The sequence below is a fragment of the Kingella sp. (in: b-proteobacteria) genome, assembly GCF_030527935.1.
Classification (GTDB): domain Bacteria; phylum Pseudomonadota; class Gammaproteobacteria; order Burkholderiales; family Neisseriaceae; genus Kingella_B.
This window is the reverse complement of record NZ_JAUMZV010000015.1, coordinates 1-16,466: the sequence shown is the minus strand read 5'-3', so window position 1 is coordinate 16,466 and position 16,466 is coordinate 1. Positions and strand designations below refer to the sequence as shown.

Annotated in this window: 16 protein-coding genes and 1 pseudogene; 9 read left to right on the top strand and 8 right to left on the bottom strand. The window is 50.7% G+C overall.

Going from position 1 to position 16,466, the window contains the following annotated elements; translation table 11 throughout:
• Window positions 1–16: 16 nt before the first annotated feature.
• Genes Q4A85_RS06270 through pilM form a run of 4 tightly spaced genes read right to left on the bottom strand, consistent with a single transcriptional unit; the run spans window position 17 to window position 2,948 of the window.
• Complete coding sequence (locus tag Q4A85_RS06270; RefSeq protein ID WP_303108622.1) at window positions 17–535, bottom strand: pilus assembly protein PilP; 519 nt, start codon at window positions 533–535, stop codon at window positions 17–19.
• Between the two features lie 26 nt (window positions 536–561).
• Window positions 562–1,188, bottom strand: a complete 627-nt coding sequence (locus tag Q4A85_RS06265; protein WP_303108620.1) for a type 4a pilus biogenesis protein PilO — start codon at window positions 1,186–1,188, stop codon at window positions 562–564.
• A 10-nt stretch (window positions 1,189–1,198) separates the two neighbouring features.
• Window positions 1,199–1,843 (bottom strand): PilN domain-containing protein, encoded by a 645-nt coding sequence (locus Q4A85_RS06260; protein WP_303108618.1) that lies wholly within the window; start codon window positions 1,841–1,843, stop codon window positions 1,199–1,201.
• Between the two features lies 1 nt (window position 1,844).
• Entirely contained in the window at window positions 1,845–2,948 is a 1,104-nt protein-coding gene (gene pilM / locus Q4A85_RS06255; RefSeq protein WP_303108617.1) for a type IV pilus biogenesis protein PilM, read from the bottom strand.
• Window positions 2,949–3,091: 143 nt separating this feature from the next.
• Here pilM and Q4A85_RS06250 point away from each other — a divergent pair, with 143 nt between their 5' ends.
• Window positions 3,092–5,491, top strand: coding sequence for a penicillin-binding protein 1A (locus Q4A85_RS06250; RefSeq protein ID WP_303108616.1), 2,400 nt, complete (start codon window positions 3,092–3,094; stop codon window positions 5,489–5,491).
• A 310-nt stretch (window positions 5,492–5,801) separates the two neighbouring features.
• Entirely contained in the window at window positions 5,802–6,737 is a 936-nt protein-coding gene (locus Q4A85_RS06245; protein WP_303108614.1) for an aldose 1-epimerase, read from the top strand.
• A 23-nt stretch (window positions 6,738–6,760) separates the two neighbouring features.
• On the opposite strand, the gene Q4A85_RS06240 is transcribed toward Q4A85_RS06245, so the two are convergent.
• Window positions 6,761–6,955, bottom strand: a complete 195-nt coding sequence (locus Q4A85_RS06240; protein WP_303108612.1) for a hypothetical protein — start codon at window positions 6,953–6,955, stop codon at window positions 6,761–6,763.
• A 64-nt stretch (window positions 6,956–7,019) separates the two neighbouring features.
• Here Q4A85_RS06240 and Q4A85_RS06235 point away from each other — a divergent pair, with 64 nt between their 5' ends.
• The 4 genes from Q4A85_RS06235 (at window position 7,020) to Q4A85_RS06220 (ending at window position 10,742) form a co-directional block, all read left to right on the top strand.
• Window positions 7,020–8,288, top strand: coding sequence for an RsmB/NOP family class I SAM-dependent RNA methyltransferase (locus Q4A85_RS06235; RefSeq protein ID WP_303108610.1), 1,269 nt, complete (start codon window positions 7,020–7,022; stop codon window positions 8,286–8,288).
• Window positions 8,289–8,486: 198 nt separating this feature from the next.
• Window positions 8,487–9,620, top strand: coding sequence for a GTPase HflX (gene hflX / locus Q4A85_RS06230; protein ID WP_303108692.1), 1,134 nt, complete (start codon window positions 8,487–8,489; stop codon window positions 9,618–9,620).
• 293 nt (window positions 9,621–9,913) lie between these two features.
• Complete coding sequence (locus Q4A85_RS06225; protein WP_303108609.1) at window positions 9,914–10,144, top strand: hypothetical protein; 231 nt, start codon at window positions 9,914–9,916, stop codon at window positions 10,142–10,144.
• Window positions 10,145–10,439: 295 nt separating this feature from the next.
• Window positions 10,440–10,742 (top strand): putative quinol monooxygenase, encoded by a 303-nt coding sequence (locus tag Q4A85_RS06220; protein ID WP_303108608.1) that lies wholly within the window; start codon window positions 10,440–10,442, stop codon window positions 10,740–10,742.
• 562 nt (window positions 10,743–11,304) lie between these two features.
• Here Q4A85_RS06220 and Q4A85_RS06215 read toward each other — a convergent pair.
• Both Q4A85_RS06215 and Q4A85_RS06210 read right to left on the bottom strand, forming a co-directional pair.
• Window positions 11,305–11,721 (bottom strand): organic hydroperoxide resistance protein, encoded by a 417-nt coding sequence (locus Q4A85_RS06215; RefSeq protein ID WP_303108606.1) that lies wholly within the window; start codon window positions 11,719–11,721, stop codon window positions 11,305–11,307.
• Between the two features lie 30 nt (window positions 11,722–11,751).
• A pseudogene (locus tag Q4A85_RS06210) lies at window positions 11,752–12,090 on the bottom strand (bacterioferritin); the annotation flags it as partial.
• A 218-nt stretch (window positions 12,091–12,308) separates the two neighbouring features.
• Here Q4A85_RS06210 and Q4A85_RS06205 point away from each other — a divergent pair.
• The gene (locus Q4A85_RS06205) at window positions 12,309–13,175 is read left to right on the top strand and encodes an AraC family transcriptional regulator (protein WP_303108604.1); all 867 of its coding nucleotides are present in this window, start codon (window positions 12,309–12,311) and stop codon (window positions 13,173–13,175) included.
• A 101-nt stretch (window positions 13,176–13,276) separates the two neighbouring features.
• Here the strand turns inward: Q4A85_RS06205 and Q4A85_RS06200 are convergent, their stop codons facing one another.
• Window positions 13,277–14,323 (bottom strand): Gfo/Idh/MocA family protein, encoded by a 1,047-nt coding sequence (locus tag Q4A85_RS06200; RefSeq protein ID WP_303108602.1) that lies wholly within the window; start codon window positions 14,321–14,323, stop codon window positions 13,277–13,279.
• Window positions 14,324–14,706: 383 nt separating this feature from the next.
• On the opposite strand from Q4A85_RS06200, the gene Q4A85_RS06195 reads away from it, so the two are divergent.
• Together Q4A85_RS06195 and Q4A85_RS06190 are read left to right on the top strand one after the other, a co-directional pair.
• Window positions 14,707–15,018 (top strand): helix-turn-helix transcriptional regulator, encoded by a 312-nt coding sequence (locus Q4A85_RS06195; protein WP_303108601.1) that lies wholly within the window; start codon window positions 14,707–14,709, stop codon window positions 15,016–15,018.
• 73 nt (window positions 15,019–15,091) lie between these two features.
• Window positions 15,092–16,303 carry an NADH:flavin oxidoreductase/NADH oxidase family protein gene (locus tag Q4A85_RS06190; protein WP_303108600.1) on the top strand — a complete coding sequence of 404 codons (1,212 nt, stop codon included), beginning with the start codon at window positions 15,092–15,094 and terminating at the stop codon, window positions 16,301–16,303.
• The last annotated feature ends 163 nt before the right edge of the window (window positions 16,304–16,466 follow it).

Below are 16,466 nucleotides of genomic sequence, written 5' to 3'. Positions count from 1 at the left end.
TTTACAATCTGATGATTTATTTACCTGAGTTACCAGAATCATTTAAAACGATTTCTGCTTCTCTATTCGTCCAGTTGCCTGATGCATCCTCAACCACTTCCACAACTTTGATTACATCAGGCGTAATACGAACGATACGACCAAAGTTTTGTCCAACATGATTACCAATATTAACGGTATAAACATGCCCTTCAACTTCAATCATTGCAGATAACGCCTTGCCAGCCCCAATTGAACCCACATAATTTAGATTTTCTAAACTATAATTTTCTAGCAGTTCTTTGGGTCTATTTAAATCAGGTATTTGCGAATTTTGATATGCTGCACGCAATCTCGCCGTGCTAAACGCATTTGGTCCAGAAAATTCTGGCGGAAAGTATGCTACTGGTTCCAATTTTGCAGGCTCTTCAACAGGGCGCACCTTGGTTTTCGCCTCTGCTTTCTTTTGGTTCATCCACTCTTGCACATTGCCACTTTCTTCCGAACAAGCAGATAGCAAAATAATAGATGATAATAATAAAAGTTTTGCTTTCATTGTCATTTCCTATTCTTACACATTCATTATTCTGCTTGGCTAGCAGCAGAAGCCGCTTTTGCGTCTTGGGAAAGATCCATGGCTTTATATGTATTAGCCGTTGCTGAGAGCGTTAGCTTGCTGCCATCATCTTTTGCTGATTTATTCGCGCTTGTTAGGTTGATATTAGCCAATGTAACAATACGAGACATTTTGCCAACATCACGAATAAATTGAGAAAGTTGCTCATAACTACCTGAAACCGAAATAGCAATTGGCAAACGCTCAATCGGTTTTTCTACCACAGCCTCACCAGGTGTTACATTAGTCATGGTTAGATTATTTTTAGCAGCTGCTTGGTGCATTTCTTGAATAAGCGTTGGAATTTCAGCCGTTGTTGGCAACTGTTTTAACAACACATCCAGCGATGCTTCAATCAACTCCAATTCTTTTTTCAGATTATCTAAGCTTGCAGCCTGAACACTTTTGGTTTCAAAGTCTGTTTTTAATTTAACCTCTTCTTCTTGTTTCTGTTTGTATTCATCCCATTGGCCTTGGAATAACACAAAATAACCAGCAACTAAAATCAAAAGAGCCACAGCTGCTGCTAGCAATAATTGTACCGCCTTACTTTGCAAATGGAGCTTATCCCATTGAATTTCATTTAAGTTCATCATAATCACCTTATTCTGTTGTTGCCGATGCCGCAGGAGCTGACGCGGATGTTGCCGTTGATTTAGCAGATACGGAAGATTGTGTTACTGTTGGTTTTTTCTGCTCCAACAAATTCGCAGTAATCTTAAATTCTTGTCCATTATCTGTTTTGTTGATGCTATCCAATTTAGGCGTATCAAACACACCTGTGCTAGGTAATGCAGTCATAAACATAGCAACTTTATTATCACTAATCGCTTTACCCACCAAAGTGTAAGTATTGCTAATTTGTGCATCACTCCCGCCAATATTTTGGATACTGGTTAAATAGGAACCCTCTGGGACAAGTTGATTTACCGTATCAACAATTCGCGCACCTTCAAAGCGTTTATTATCCAGCTCTTCAACTTTTTGTTTACGCTCCAAGAAACTTTGCTTTTGCGCTTGCAATTCTTTAACTTTTACAATTTGCGCATCAAGTTCTTTGATACCCGCATTCAACTCTTCATTTCTACCTTCTTGGTTTGTTATCAAGCCTGCCAGTGCACCCCAAACAAGGAAAGCTGCAACGCCACCTGCTGCCACACCAAAAAGCATAACAAACTGAAATTGTTTCTTTTGTTTTTGCTCCAATATCTCGCGATATGGCAACAAGTTAATTTTAATTAAGTTCATTTTATACTAACCCTCTCAAAGCTAAACCGAATGCTGTTGTTAATGATGCTGCATCTTTTTCAAATCGTGCACCATCGCCTTTTAGCTTATTGATTGCAAAAGAAGCTGGATTCAATTGCTCTGTTGCAATATTTGTTTGCGCATACACAACTTCTGAAATACCCGGCGCAGCGCAGCCACTACCGCTAATATAAATATGCTTAACATTAGACATGCTATCCATGTTTTGTGTAGCGTAAAAGAACTGCATCACACGTTGAACTTCTTGGGCAATTTGTGCATTAAAGCCATCTACCACCATTGCTTTATAATCATCAGGTCGTCTCATTTCGCCTGTAATCATGGCCAATGCTTCGCCATCTGTTACTTGGTAAGCACGTTGCACCGATTGCACCAATTGTTCCAAACCAAAATTGCTTTCTTGTTTGTAGAGAATTTGTCCGTTTTCTACAATTAGGGCTTTTAATACGGTGTCGCCAATATCAAACAATGCGATACGCTGACGACCGAAGCTATCGCCATTTTGCATATCGGCATAGGCAAAAGCGTTTGCCACAGCAAAAATATCCACATCAACATTGGAAGCATTGATACCCACTTCATCTAACAAATCTGTTGCGCGTTCAACGGCTTCTTTTTTGGCAGCAACCATTAAAATAGTTTGCTCGCCGCCTGCATTGCCCGACAAAACGTTCCAGTCGTAATTCATTTCATCAAGTGAACCAATATTAGCCACTTCTAACTCAACAAACTCTTGCACCGTCATGTCGCTACCTTCTGGCACAAAGCGCAAGTTCTCTTCAATGGTTACGGCACTTGCTGGCAAGGCGATATTGGCTTGCTTGCAATTGGTTTTCATTTTGCTGTAACACTGTTGCAGATGAGAGACAAGTTGGTCAAAATCCACCACTTCGCCACCTGAAACCACATTGGCAGGCAAGGTGGTAATGGCATATTTTTCAAGCTGAACTTGACTTAATTGACGACCAGACAGTTGCACCATACGGATATGGCTTGGGCTGATGTCCACACCAATGACGCTACGCCCTGATGTAGCCATAGCTTTCTTATTACTCGTTTTTTTCTCGGTTTTCTTTGAGCGCATGATTTAAGTCCTTACCTAACGCATAAAACATTTATAATGTCATTTGTCGCTTTGGTTTTCATCCAATAACAAATTCATGCGATATTTTACTTTATTTAAAAAAACACATGGCGATTTTGTGCATTATCGCTGCGAGAAATTTTATGATTAAGAAATTGATTACGACGTTTTTGGGGCTGTTATTAGGTTTATTCCTATTTGCAGTCGGTTTGGTGACTGTTGCAATTTTAGTCACATACCCGAAACTTCCGCCGCTTGATGCGGTTAAATATTACCAACCACACGAGCCTTTAACGATTTATTCGTCCGAAGGGGTGGTGATTGGTTCTTATGGCGATGAGAAACGCGCCTTTACGCCTATTGACCAATTTCCCGATGTTTTGAAAAACGCGGTGATTGCGGCGGAAGATAAGCGTTTCCGCGAACATTGGGGCGTGGATGTGATTGGTGTGATTCGTGCGGCTTTGAGCAATGCTTCGGGTGGCACGAAACAAGGGGCGAGTACGATTACGCAGCAAGTGGCGCGTAATTTTTACTTAACCAATGAGCGCACGATGACGCGCAAATTTAACGAAGCCTTGCTGGCTTACAAAATTGAAAAAACGCTGACCAAAGACCAAATTTTGGAGCTGTATTTCAACCAAATTTATTTGGGGCAACGCGCTTATGGTTTTGCTTCGGCGGCGAAAGTGTATTTCAACAAGGAAGTGCGCGATTTAACGCTGGCAGAAGCGACCATTTTGGCGGGATTGCCCAAAGCGCCTTCTACCTTTAACCCGATTGTGAACCCTGAGCGTGCGCGAGTGCGTCAAGAGTATATTTTGAACAACATGGTGGAATTGAACATGATTTCGCCAGCGGAGCGCACGGCTGCGTTAAATGAGCAGCTTACTTATGAGCGTTATCGCGTGGATGTGGACCAAAATTCTTTGTATGTGGCGGAAATGGCGCGTCAAGAATTGTTTGAACGCTATGGCGAAGATGCGTACACCAAGGGCTTAAAGGTTTACACCACCGTGAGCGTGGCGCATCAAAAGGCGGCGACGACTGCGCTGCGCAATACTTTGCGCAGTTTAAGCGCGGGGCGTGCTTATGCGGGCGCGGAGCAGCAGTTGGATTTCAGCTCGGTTGAACCCGAAGACATGGAAGACGCGGCGGAGCAATTTCTTGCCAACACTTATACGGTTGAAGGCATGGTGCCTGCGGTGGTGATTGAAGCGGGTAAACAGGGGATTGTGGCTTATATGCAGGGGGGCAAAAAGGCAACCTTGAAGCTGGGCGATATGGGCATTGCGCGTAACGCCATCGGCAATAAAAAGCTGGGCGACAAGGCGATTAAAGTAGGCTCGGTGATTCGTGTGATGAAGCTGAAAAGCGGCAATTGGACGGTTACACAGCAGCCTGAAATTCAAGGCGCGTTGGTTTCCATTGATGCGCAAACGGGTGCGGTGCAGGCTTTGGTGGGTGGTTATGATTTCCACAGCAAGGCGTTTAACCGCGCCACGCAAAGTATGCGCCAACCAGGGTCTACCTTTAAGCCGTTTGTTTACTCGGCGGCGTTGTCCAAAGGGTTTACCGCTTCTACGCTGGTGAACGATGCGCCGATTACGATTCGCGGCTGGTCTCCGCAGAACTCGGGCGGTTCTTATTCGGGCATGATTACGCTGCGCCAAGCCTTAACGTGGTCTAAAAACACGGTATCGGTGCGGATTGCGCAAGCAATGGGCGTGAGCTATTTGCGCGCTTATGTGCAACGCTTTGGCTTTACGGCGGAACAAATCCCGCCTGCGCTGTCTATCGCGCTGGGCACGGCTTCGGTTACGCCGATGCAAATGGCGGAAGGTTATGCGGTGTTTGCCAATGGTGGCTATAAAGTTGCCCATTATGTGATTGATAAGATTTTTGACAGCAAAGACAATTTGCGCGCCGAAATGCAGCCTTTGGTGGCGGGCAAAACCGCGCCGCAAGTGATTGACCCGCGCAATGCTTATGTGATGACTTCTATCTTGCACGACGTTGCCACCAAAGGCACGGGCGCGGCAACCAACGCGCTCGGTCGCAGCGATATTGCGGGCAAAACGGGCACAACCAACGACTTTAAAGATGCTTGGTTTGTGGGCTACACGCCCAAAATCGTAACCGCTGTTTACATTGGCTACGACAAGCCGCGCACCATTGGCAAAGGCGCGTTTGGCGGCAAAATTGCGCTGCCTGTGTGGATAAACTATATGCGCTTTGCCCTTAAAGGCAAGCCTGTGAGCAAGTTTGTTGAACCCAAAGGCGTGGTGAAACGCGATGGCGAAGTGTACTTAAAAGAACGCCAAACCACCGATGAGCACTTGCCGTTGGATAACACCACCGACCAACCCGAAGTGGTGCGTCCGTTGAACAAACCCAAAGCGCAAGAGCAAGACTTGTCGCCTGTTGATAACGACAGCGGCGCGGGCGAGCGCGAATTGCGCCCTGTGCAAAGCAACCCGCCAAGCCGCAGCCGCAGCAATAGCAATGGCGATGATGCTGCCAACGCATTCTTTGAAGACTAGCGGTCAAACCATCGCCAAAGGTAGCCTGAAAACTGCTTTTGGCGATTTTTTTTTTTGTTGATGCGGTTTCAGGCTGCTGATGGTTTTCAGGCTGCCTATTGTTTGCCTATAAGGCAGCCTGAAACCTTTGCAAAACCTGTAACCAATGGAGCATCGGCGGCTCGCCGACATGGTAGTAAACCAGTCATGCTATGTTTGAAGCGTTGGCGGCGAGCCGCCGCTGTTCCATTTTAGGTTTCAGGCTGCCTATACAAATGAACGATAGGCAGCCTGAAAACCCCATCTACCCCAAACCCACAAGGAAATCCCCATGTCTTTCGCCATCCAAATCACCCCGCAAACCATCCAAATCAGCCAGCCCAACCAATACCAAGTGGAAATCTACCCCTTTGGCGCGCTGCTCAACCGCTTTGCCATCCGCCAAGCCACCGGGCAATGGCACAACGTGGTCGCCGCCTATGCTTCGCCGCAACACGCGCAAGAAACGCTTACCCAACTCTTTCGCAGCGCAAAACTCAGCCCCTTTGTTTGCCGACTGGCAAACGCGCAATACACCCATCAAGGCAGCCTGAAAACGGTAAACAAATTCAAACTGGGCAACAGCGCGATACACGGCTTAATCTTTGACGCGCCCTTTCAACTGCGCAGCAGCCACAGCAACGCCAGCAGCGCCAGCATTACCCTAGTCCACACCTACTATCGCAGCGAAGACAGCGGCTACCCCTTTGCCTACCGCATCCAAATCACTTACACGCTGGAAAACCACGGCAAACTGCGCATCAGCAGCCAAGTAACCAACCTAAGCGACAGCCCCATCCCCATTGCCGACGGCTGGCATCCCTATTTTGCCGTAGATGGCGACATGGCAAGCTGGCAACTCAAAATCCGCAGCCAACAACAGCTCGCCTTTAACCCGCAAATGCTGCCCACAGGCGCAACCATCAACAGCAACCCCTTTGCCCACCGCACGCCCATCGCCCAAACCGAGCTGGACAACTGCTTCGTGCTCACCCCCGATTTCGCCCAGCCCGCCGTTATCCTGCAAGGCGAGCGCATCCAGTTGAGCATCACGCCCGAAGCGAGCTACCCCTTCGTGCAAGCCTACACCCCGCCGCAACGCGACAGCATCGCGCTGGAAAACCTGAGCAGCGCGCCCGATGCGTTCAACAACCAAATCGGCTTAATCCAGCTTGCGCCCATGCAAACGCGCGAATTTGTAACCGTTTACCAATTGGAAAACTGCTAAATCGGTTTCAGGCTGCCTTGGGTTTAGCGCATCAAGGCAGCCTGAAACCAAAGCGTAGGGTGTGCAGCTTGCTGCGCACGCGGTTTGTATCGTTTACAAAGGCAGCCTGAAAAAAACAAAATCGCTTGGTATTCTGCCAAACGAATTTTTTTACTGAATAGATTGCCTTTCAGGCTGCCTAAACAGAAACAAATTAAGCAGCCTGAACCCCACCCCAACACAACGCCCACCCGCAAACCAGTTAAAATACCCCTCTTTTTCAACCTACCCCCCACCCCAACCATGACCCCAACCCAACTCACCCACACCGCCGCCGTTCTCGCCCAAATGCTCACCTTTGAACAACCCGCCGACGTCGTCCTATCCAACTACCTGCGCAACCACCGCAAGCTCGGGCGCAACGACCGCCACGAAATCGCCGAAACCGCCTTTGCCGCCATCCGCCATTATCAAAAAATCGCCGCTGCCCTGCGCCGCCCCGCCGTGCAATCGCGCAAAGCCGCCCTTGCCGCGCTGATACTCGGGCGCAGCGTCAGCATCAGCCAAATTGAAGATTTGCTCAACCGCGCCGACAACGAAAAAGAATTACTCAGCAGCCTGAAAGCCCGCAAAAACGAATTTTCAGGCTGCCTAAACACCGCCGCCGAGCTGCCCGACTGGCTGATTGCCCGCTTACAACAGCATCTCACCGATGAACAAATTCTCGCCTTCGGGCGCAGCATCACCCAGCCCGCCCCGCTGGATGTGCGCGTGAACACGCTTAACAGCAAGCGCGACAAAGCCCTTGCCCAACTGCAAGCCGACTACCCGCAAGCCATCGCCACCCCACTCGCCCCGCACGGCATCCGCTTCACCAACAAGCCCGCGCTCAACCAACACCCGCTGTTTTTAGACGGCACCATAGAAGTGCAAGACGAAGGCAGCCAACTGCTCGCCCAGCTTGTGAACGCCAAACGCGGCGAAATCATCGTAGATTTTTGCGCAGGCGCAGGCGGCAAAACCCTAGCCATCGGCGCACAAATGGCAAACAAAGGGCGCATCTACGCCTTTGACGTATCCGAAAAACGCCTTGCCAACCTAAAACCACGCATGACCCGCGCAGGGCTATCCAACATCCACCCCGAAAAAATCCACAGCGAAACCGACCCGCGCATCGCCAGACTGGCAGGCAAAGCCGACCGCGTGCTGGTGGACGCGCCCTGCTCGGGGCTGGGCACACTGCGCCGCAATCCCGACCTAAAATACCGCCAATCGCCCGACACCCTTGCCAGCTTGCAAGCCCAACAGCAAAGCATTTTGCACGCCGCCGCCGCACTCGTGCGCACAGGTGGGCGGCTGGTTTACGCCACGTGCAGCATCCTGCCCGAAGAAAACGAAGCCCAAGCCGAACGCTTCTTGCAACAGCATCCCGACTTTGAGCTGCTGGATTGCAGCGAACTTTTCGCCGCGCAAAAAATCCCGCTCAACACAGGCAAATACCTGCGCCTAGACACCGCCACGCATAACACAGACGGCTTCTTTGCCGCCGTGTTCCAACGCAAAGAAGCGTAAACATGATTTCAGGCTGCCTATTGCTTAACCCATCAAGGCAGCCTGAAAAACATTTCCGTAGGTCGGGCCTTTATGCCCGACAAACCACCAGCGCACAAACATCAGTCGGGCAACAAGTGTCCGGCCTACGCACATCCATCAAGGCAGCCTGAAACCCCACCCCCCACTTTCAGGCTGCCTAATCCCGAAAGCCCCACCATGCCCCACACCACCAACAAAACCCTAGCCCAAGCCGAGCGCATCATGCTGGTTTGCGTGCTGCTGTCCAACCAATACACAGGCAGCAACCAAACGCGCGAACGCAGCTTTCAGGCTGCCTGCATGGAAGCCGCCGAACTCGTCCGCGCCACAGGTGGCGAGCTTATCCACAGCGAAACCGCCAAGCGCGACACCCCACACACCGCGCTATTTGTCGGCACAGGCAAAGCCGAAGAGCTTGCTGGGCTGGTCGCGCAACACCAAATCCAACTCGTTATCTTCAACCACGAGCTCACGCCCACCCAAGAGCGCAACCTAGAACGCGCCTTGCAATGCCGCGTGCTAGACCGCGTGGGGCTGATACTCGCCATCTTCGCCCAACGTGCCCAATCGCAAGAAGGCAAGCTGCAAGTGGAACTCGCTCAGCTCAACCACCTAGCCAGCCGCCTTGTGCGCGGCTACGGGCATTTGCAAAGCCAAAAAGGCGGCATCGGGCTAAAAGGACCGGGCGAAACCCAGCTAGAAACCGACCGTCGTCTGATTCAAACCAAAATCACCGCGCTCAAACGCCAGCTCGCCAACGTAAAAAAACAGCGCGAAACACGGCGCAAATCCCGCCTTTCAGGCAGCCTGAAAACGATGGCGATTGTCGGCTACACCAACGCAGGCAAATCCACCCTGTTCAACCGCCTAACCAAATCCAGCGTGTTCGCCAAAGACCAGCTTTTCGCCACGCTAGACACCACCGCGCGGCGGCTGTATCTCAACCCCGCCGCCAGCGTGATTTTGACCGACACCGTGGGCTTTGTGCAGGATTTGCCGCACCAGCTTGTTTCCGCCTTTGCCGCCACGCTGGAAGAAACCGCGCTGGCGGATGTGCTGCTGCATATTGTGGACGCGAGCGATGCCGAACACGAGCGCAAAATCCAAGACGTGAACGCCGTGTTAGCCGAAATCCACGCCGATAAAATCCCGCAGATTTTGCTGTACAACAAAATAGATTTACTGCCCGAAGCGGAACAACGCGCAGGCAGCCTGAAAAACCACGCAGGGCAAACCGTTGCCGTGCGCGTGTCAGCAAACAGCGGCGCGGGCTTGGATGATTTGCGCGCAGCGTTGGCGGAGTGGGCTTGAATGGATGGTTTTCCCTACGCTGAACTGCGTTTCAGGCTGCCTAAACGGTTATGCCCGCGCCCAAAGGCAGCCTGAAACCTTTGCAGAACTTGTAACCGATGGAGCGTCGACGGCTCGCCGACATTTTTCAATTAACCAACACAGTTTGAAACCTTTGCAAAGCCTAAAACACCACAAGGAACAGTCAATATTTCCGTCATTCCCGCGCAGGCGGGAATCTTGGTTTAACTCACGCAATAGATTGTTTTTTCATACATTTATGAATATTGAGCAAAATTTCCGCCTACGCGGGAATGACGGCATTTCTTGTGTTTCAGGCTGCTGTTAGAAGTTTTGCAAAGGCTTCATCAGTTTGTTTAATAAACCATTTGGCGACGAGCCGTCGCCGCTCCATCTGTCGCCGAGCTTTTGCAAAGATGGCTAAAACAATAAGGCAGCCTGAAACGGAGTTCAGCGAAGCTAAAACAACCGTTGCATCAACATCAGTCGGGCAACAAGTGCCCGACCTACGCGCTGCCCCATGATGAATGAACCATTTCAGCAGCCTGAACCTTCCGTAGGCCGGGCACTCGTTGCACGACACTTCCGCAATGAACTGTTTTGCCAACTATTGTCGTTTCATTTTCAGTTGTGATGGGTAAACCTCGTGCGCAGCCAAGCGGCACACCCTGCAACTCTTTTATCGCAACCCAATAACCATGATGGCGATGTTGTTGAATGTAGCATCTCGCGCGTGTAAACTGCGTCTCGCGTTTCAGGCTGCCTAAAAGATAAAGGCAGCCTGAAACGCAATTTTTCTCAACTCTCAACGGAGTAATCATGATGAGCATTAAAATCGTTGCCACCCTTGCCGTTCAACCTGCCCACCGCGCCGAGCTGCTTGCCGTGTTCCGCAATTTGGTCGCCAAAAGCCGCGCCGAAGCGGGCAACCTGCGCTACGACTTGCACCAAGATATGCAAAACGAAAACCGTTTTGTGTTTGTGGAAACATGGCAAGACCAAGCGGCGGTGGACAGCCACAACGCCAGCAGCCACTTTCAAGGTTTTGTGCAAGCGATTGACGGCAAAACCGATAGCGTGGAAATTGTGTTGATGACGGATGTGAGCGAAAACGGCAATTAACCGCCGCGCAGCAGAAAGGCAGCCTGAAAATGGGAATAACGTTTTTGTTTTGTTAAACGCCATTTCAGGCTGCCTAATATCCAGCTTAGGGTGTGCAGCTTGCTGCGCACGCTGTTGGGATAGAATAAACCGCGTGCGCAGCAAGCTGCACACCCTACAACTGCCGAAAAATCCCACCGCCTTTGTGTAAACGCATGAAAGGGGGCAGTTTGCAGACAACATTAAGTCAGCCTGAAAATGGAGCGTAAGTAACAAATTTACTGTTAAATCCAAGAACATAGCCGCTAAGTAACAATTCGTTTTGAAGCGGATGATTTTACGGGAAACTTTTGTGCGGACCATCCCGTTTGGGGAAGAATATGTTTTCTTGGTGGGAAATCATGGGGCGGTTTTTGGCTTTTGTGTTTTATTTTTGTTGTTTAAAGGCTACCTGAAAGCATGGGTGTGCGCGTGGTTGGCGTATGAAAAGCAGCCTGCACCCTTGTTTGTATGAGTGCAGGCTGCTTTTTTGCTTTCAGACGACCTATCAGGCTACCTGAAAAAACGGCAACCTGAAAAGTCTTTATTCGACAACGGTATGCAGGCGCACATCTACATTGCCGCGAGTGGCGTTGGAATAGGGGCAGACTTCGTGCGCGCGGGCGATGAGTTTCTGCGCGTCTTCTTCGCTGATGCCGGACACGGTGATGGTCAAATCGATGTCGAGGCTGAACGTGCCGTCCGGTTTCTGGCCGATGCCCACGCCTACTGTGGTTTTGGATGTGGCTGGGTGGATATTGAGCTGCTGTTTGACCAGGCTCATCGCGCTGTCGAAGCAGGCGGCGTAGCCCATAGCGAAAAGCTGTTCGGGGTTGGTGCCTTGCTTGCCGCTTTTGTTTTGGAAGGATACCAAGTCAAAACCGATAGAGCCGTCATCAACTTGAGTGCGTCCGTCGCGTCCGCCGGTGGCTGTGGCTGAAGTATGGTAGAAAATTTTCATGGGATTGTCCTCTCAAGACGGTTGGTTAAATTAAAGCTGTTGAATCAGATAGTTTTGGTAGCCGATTTCTTCAATCAGGCTCAAGTGTTCGGCGAGCCAGTTGGTATGTTCCTGCTCGTCGACAATAAATTCCTCAATCATTCTGCGCGTAATATAGTCGTCGGCGAACTCGGCCAAAGCGGCATTCAGCCCCGCCATGCCTTTCGTGCCTTCTTCGTGGTCGTAGGCCAGCATTTCCTTGATGTCGGCAAACACGGGAAAGGGGTCAATCGCCACTTTCGGGGTGCAGCCCAGTTCTAGCAGCCGCGCATTGACACGTTGTGCCTCTTTCCATTCGTCTTCGGCTTCCGCCTGCATTTTGGCAGCAAGTTTGCTGTAGCCTTTTTAGCGGATGATTTCGGCATGGATGCTGTGCTGCTGTGAATTGCCAAACCAGCCCTGCGCCATTGCGTTCAAAATTGCCAGTTGTTTTTCGTTTGCCATGATGCGTTCTCCTGTGCTCGTTGAAAGTGTGTCCATTATATTGAACGCTTGGCGCAGGTGTTATATGATTCGTCCAAAATAATTGCCTATTTCTACAAAATATTATGTTTTCAGCCGATACCTTAAAACGCCTGCTAAAAGTGATTCCGCATAACCAGCTATACCTGTCGCCGATTGACGGCCTGCTGCTCCGCCATGCCGACCGGCCGTTTTCCTACGAGGGCGTGATTCAGGAGCCGAGTATCTGCATCGTATTGAGCGGCGAGCGAGAAGTACAGTTAGGCGAGCAATGTTACCGTTTTGATAACCATTATTTCATGTTTTGCCCCGTAAACGTGCCGATGCGCGGCGAAATTCGGCAGGTTGCGCCGAAAGAGCCGTTTATCGTGATGTCGATGAAAATCGATACTCAGGCGGTGGGTAAAATCCTATTGGAACACCCAAGCCTTGCCGCTCAAGCCGTACAAGGCGATGAAGGGTTTTCCCAATGGTGTTTGGACGAAGCGCTGAAAAATGCGGTAGAGCGTTTATTACTCTTGCACGAAACTCCAAGCGATATTCCATTTCTTGCACCGCTTATCCGGCAGGAAATCTACTACCGCCTGCTCACGGGCGGGCAAGGCGGCAAGCTCAAAGCGATGGCAAGTATCGGTTCGCACACGCAGAAAATCGCCCAGGCCACGGATTATCTGCAACAGCATTTTGCCGAGGCCGTAACGGTGGAAGAGCTGGCGGATTTGTGCGGTATGTCGGTGTCGGGCTTCCACAGCCATTTCAAGAAAATTACCAGCCTTTCACCGCTGCAATACCAGAAATCTCTGCGCCTCACCGAAGCCCACCGCCTCATTGCCCAAGAAAGCCGCAACATCGCCGAAGCCGCTTACCAAGTCGGTTACGAATCGCCCAGCCAGTTCAGCCGTGAATACAAACGCTATTTCGGGCATGCTCCGAAAGAGGCACGGGCTACCTGAAAGCATGGATGGGTGGATGGTCGGCATATAAAAAGCAGCCTGCACTTTGTTTTTCGAAGGTGCAGGCTGCTTTTCAAACGGCCTTCGGGCTGCCTGAAAACCTATCCCTGCAAATCAAACAATATTTGCTGATGCTCTGCCGCAGCGGCGAAATCGGGAACGGTGTGCGTGCCTTCGGTTAAATCGCGGTACACGGCGCGGTAGGCACCCACGAGATTTTCCTGCGCTTCCGTATGCGGTGCGAAGGTTTCGCGGCTGTCGTTGCTGCGGGCGATTTCAATGGTTAGCGGCTGGTATTGGATGTGGCCGTTGGCGGCAGTAATGGTAATGCGGGCGTGTTCGCATTCAATGCTGATTTTCAGACCTTCCAAGCTGCCGCCGTAAGCCGCATCAATCAAGCCGCCTTGCGCGGTGCGGGCATGGAAAAACACATGGTCGGTGGCGGTGCGGTGCACGGTTTCGCCGGTGTCTTGCAACAGAATTTCGGCATATTGGCAGGCGGTGAGCGCGTGCATTTGGTTCAGGCTGCCAAACAGGAGGTGCAGGGCGGAGAGCAGATGGCCGAAGGGGATGGTGAGTGTGTTTACGCCGTTTTCCTGAAATTGGGCGTAGCGGTAGCGGGAAAGGGAGGTGCGGGCACGGGAAGGGTCGCCGCCTTGAATGGTGCAGGCGAGCATCCGCCCTGTTGCGGGGTCGTCCAATAATTGTTTGATTTTATTTACATAGGGCGAATGCAGGGCTTGCAGGCCGATGAAGTTTCGGCAGCCGTATTGGGTGGCCAGGGCGGCGAGATGGCGGGATTGGTCGGGGTCTGTGCCCAGCGGCCATTCGCAATAAACGGCTTTGCCGGAAGGCAGGATTTGTTCCAGCAGGGCTTGGTGTTGCGGCAGATTGACGGCGACCACCAGCAAATCCACGTCGCTGCGTGCTGCCAATTCCGCCGCGTTGTCGGTGGCAAACGGCACGCCGTATTTTTGTGCGGCAGCTTGGGCTTTGGCGGGCGTGCTGGCGGTCAGGCCTGTGATTTCAAACAGTTCGGGCAGTTTGGACAGGGAAGGGAAGTGCGCTGATGCGCCCCAGCCGCCGTCCGTGCTCAGTCCGATGATGCCGACGCGGATTTTTTGTGATGGGATTAGATTGGATTTCATCGTGTTCTCCTAAATATAGTCGATTAAAATAAAAATGAGACAAGGCGGCGAGCCGCAAGGCGTACAGGTAGTACGTCAAGGCGAGCCAACGCCGTATCATTGCAATTTTAATCGACTATAAAACAGATTGTTTGTGGTATGGGTTTGAAATGATAATGCAAACAGAAAGTACGGTGCAAACATCAGTCATGCGGTTTTAAGCCGGTTTCTTGCGGGCAGCGTATACTCCGTTGAAGCTGCGCTTTCAGGTAGCCTTCAAGCGGCGTAAGACGGCTGAAAATGTCGTATTCCGAAATTCTACCTAAAAATTCCCTTTGGCATTCCCCATCTTTCCCGATAAAATGCGTTCAAGTTTTTAAACGTATAGACTCAAGAAATCGAATATGCCGCAACAAACCATGACCCTGATGCGCGAGTGCATTCCCATTTTTACCGTGTTGAGCGATGAAAACCGCCATCAAATCCTGCGCGTGCTGTGGGAACACGGCAAGATGAATGTGAATGAGCTGACCGAGCATCTGCATCTGTCGCGTCCTGCGGTGTCGCATCATTTGAAAATCATGCTGCAAGCCGGGGCGGTGGCGGTGGAGCAGGTCGGCAAGGAGCGGTTTTACAGTATTGCCATGGCGGATGCGATGGCGAGATTGAAACAGCTTGCCGATTTGATGGCTCAAAATTGCCCGCTTTCAAAATAGGGTTATCCGCTAACCCTTTATTTTTACTCAAATACGTTTACATTTTTAAACTTATCAACTTAAAGGAACGATTATGTTATTTACTCCATTCATTTTTCAAAACGGCAAAACCGCCAAAAACCGTATCTTCAAATCCGCCATGGAAGAGCAACTTGCCCAAAACGACCAGCCGTCTGAAAAACTCGTCCGCCTGTACGGCACTTGGGCGCAAGGCGGCGCAGGCGTTTTGGTAACGGGCAATGTGATGGTCGCCGAAAGCGGCAAGGGTTCGATAAACGATGTGGTGATTTCAGACGAGCGTGGGCTTGAGATGCTCAAAAAATGGGCGAAAGCCGGCACGCAAAACGACACGCTGCTCATCATGCAAATCAACCATGCGGGCAAACAGTCGCCTGCGGTGGTCAATAAAACGCCGCTTGCGCCGAGCGCCGTGCTGTTGGTGGGCATGGACGGCTTTATCAACCTGCCGAGTGAATTGACTGCCGACGAAACCAACGGGCTGATTCAGCAATTCGTGCAAACCGCGAAAATTGCCGAGCAGGCCGGCTTTTCAGGCGTACAAATTCACGCCGCGCACGGCTATCTCATCAGCCAATTCCTTTCGCCGCACCACAACCGCCGCCAAGACCAATGGGGCGGCAGCTTGGAAAACCGTATGCGCTTCCTTTTGGAAACCTACACCGCCATCCGCGCTGCCGTGGGCAAAGATTTCTTGGTGGGCGTAAAACTCAATTCGGCAGATTTCCAAAAAGGCGGTTTTGATGAAAGTGAATCGGTGCAGGTGGTGCAAAAACTGTCGCAAATGGGTATTGATTTTATTGAAGTTTCCGGTGGTAACTACGAAAGCCCGCACATGCTCGCCGCCAAAGACAGCACCCGCAAACGCGAAGCCTTCTTCATCGATTACGCCGAAAAAGCCCGTGCAGTCAGCCAAGCCCCGCTGATTATCACCGGCGGCTTCCGTTCGCAAAACGCCATGGAAGACGCCTTATCCAGCGGCCATTTGGATTTGGTCGGCGCCGCCCGCCCGTTTGCCTTAGTCCCTGATTTGGCGAACCAAATGCAAAACGGCACCTACCAAACCGTACAAACCGATCGCATCCAAACAGGCGTAGCGTTTGTTGATAAAAAAGCGGGCGCAATGTTGGAAATGAATTGGTATATGACGCAAATGGACTTGATTGGGCAAGGCAAGCAGCCTAATCCTAAATTGTCGGCGTGGAAAGTATTGCTGAAAACCTTGTGGGAAAACGGCAAAGCCGGGTTAAGCACAGGAAGGGCTTGATAAACCACTTCAAACACCGCTTGGAATGGGCTACCTGAAAGCAGCCTGCACTTTATTGATTGAAGTGCAGGCTGCTTTTTGATGCTTTCAGACGGCTTTTCAGGCTACCTGAGACCTTTGCAAAATTCCCCAAAATCCCCTAAATTCCCACCAAGACATTTAG

Bases quoted from the DNA above. Each gene is read 5' to 3' on its own strand.
- Q4A85_RS06270 (WP_303108622.1), bottom strand. From the start codon at position 535: ATGAAAGCAAAACTTTTATTATTATCATCTATTATTTTGCTATCTGCT.
- Q4A85_RS06265 (WP_303108620.1), bottom strand. From the start codon at position 1,188: ATGAACTTAAATGAAATTCAATGGGATAAGCTCCATTTGCAAAGTAAG.
- Q4A85_RS06260 (WP_303108618.1), bottom strand. From the start codon at position 1,843: ATGAACTTAATTAAAATTAACTTGTTGCCATATCGCGAGATATTGGAG.
- pilM (WP_303108617.1), bottom strand. From the start codon at position 2,948: ATGCGCTCAAAGAAAACCGAGAAAAAAACGAGTAATAAGAAAGCTATG.
- Q4A85_RS06250 (WP_303108616.1), top strand. From the start codon at position 3,092: ATGATTAAGAAATTGATTACGACGTTTTTGGGGCTGTTATTAGGTTTA.
- Q4A85_RS06245 (WP_303108614.1), top strand. From the start codon at position 5,802: ATGTCTTTCGCCATCCAAATCACCCCGCAAACCATCCAAATCAGCCAG.
- Q4A85_RS06235 (WP_303108610.1), top strand. From the start codon at position 7,020: ATGACCCCAACCCAACTCACCCACACCGCCGCCGTTCTCGCCCAAATG.
- hflX (WP_303108692.1), top strand. From the start codon at position 8,487: ATGCCCCACACCACCAACAAAACCCTAGCCCAAGCCGAGCGCATCATG.
- Q4A85_RS06225 (WP_303108609.1), top strand. From the start codon at position 9,914: ATGACGGCATTTCTTGTGTTTCAGGCTGCTGTTAGAAGTTTTGCAAAG.
- Q4A85_RS06220 (WP_303108608.1), top strand. From the start codon at position 10,440: ATGATGAGCATTAAAATCGTTGCCACCCTTGCCGTTCAACCTGCCCAC.
- Q4A85_RS06215 (WP_303108606.1), bottom strand. From the start codon at position 11,721: ATGAAAATTTTCTACCATACTTCAGCCACAGCCACCGGCGGACGCGAC.
- Q4A85_RS06205 (WP_303108604.1), top strand. From the start codon at position 12,309: ATGTTTTCAGCCGATACCTTAAAACGCCTGCTAAAAGTGATTCCGCAT.
- Q4A85_RS06200 (WP_303108602.1), bottom strand. From the start codon at position 14,323: ATGAAATCCAATCTAATCCCATCACAAAAAATCCGCGTCGGCATCATC.
- Q4A85_RS06195 (WP_303108601.1), top strand. From the start codon at position 14,707: ATGCCGCAACAAACCATGACCCTGATGCGCGAGTGCATTCCCATTTTT.
- Q4A85_RS06190 (WP_303108600.1), top strand. From the start codon at position 15,092: ATGTTATTTACTCCATTCATTTTTCAAAACGGCAAAACCGCCAAAAAC.